Source organism: Ensifer sp. NM-2, assembly GCF_003024455.1.
In the GTDB taxonomy this organism is placed as follows: Bacteria; Pseudomonadota; Alphaproteobacteria; order Rhizobiales; family Rhizobiaceae; genus Ensifer; species Ensifer canadensis.
Genome location: NZ_PVZR01000110.1, coordinates 1 through 552, shown reverse-complemented (window position 1 = coordinate 552; position 552 = coordinate 1). Strand labels below are relative to the sequence as shown.

The 552-nt window shown below is 67.0% G+C and carries 1 pseudogene; it reads left to right on the top strand.

The features are described 5' to 3' along the window. Window positions 1–121: 121 nt before the first annotated feature. Window positions 122–552 (top strand): annotated as a pseudogene (locus tag C6558_RS39015) (carbohydrate ABC transporter permease); the annotation flags it as partial.

Genomic DNA, 552 nt, shown 5'->3' with positions numbered 1-552 from the left:
GCCGGCTCGAGATCGGCATGGGTTCGGCGGTCTCCGTGATCCTGTTCCTGTGCGTGGCCCTCATGGCGGTCATCGCCGTCAAGGGCTTCAAGGTGGACCTGGCCGACCGAGGAGGTTCCAAGTGAGCACCGCCGCATCCGCTCCCGCCCCCGAGGGCCGCGCGCCCCACCGTCGCGGCACCGGGAAGGCCACCGCACTGTGGTGGATCCTCACCGTCGTGATCGGCGTGTGGTGCCTCTTCCCGCTGTTCTCGATCTTCGCGACCAGCTTCAAGACGCCCGCCGACCTCGCCAACGGCAAGCTGCTGCCCACCCAGTGGTCCACGGTGAACTACGAGGAGATCTTCGTGGGCGGCTCGCGCGAGCTGTTCCTCACGGCGCTGCGCAACTCGATCGGCATCACCGTGATCGCCACGATCATCGCCGTCATCCTGGCCACGCTGTGCGCCTACGCGATCGCCCGCCTGGACTTCCCGGGCAAGCGGATCGTGCTCACGGTGTCCCTGATGGTCTCGATGTTCCCCGTCATCTCCCTGGTGACGCCGCTGTTCAA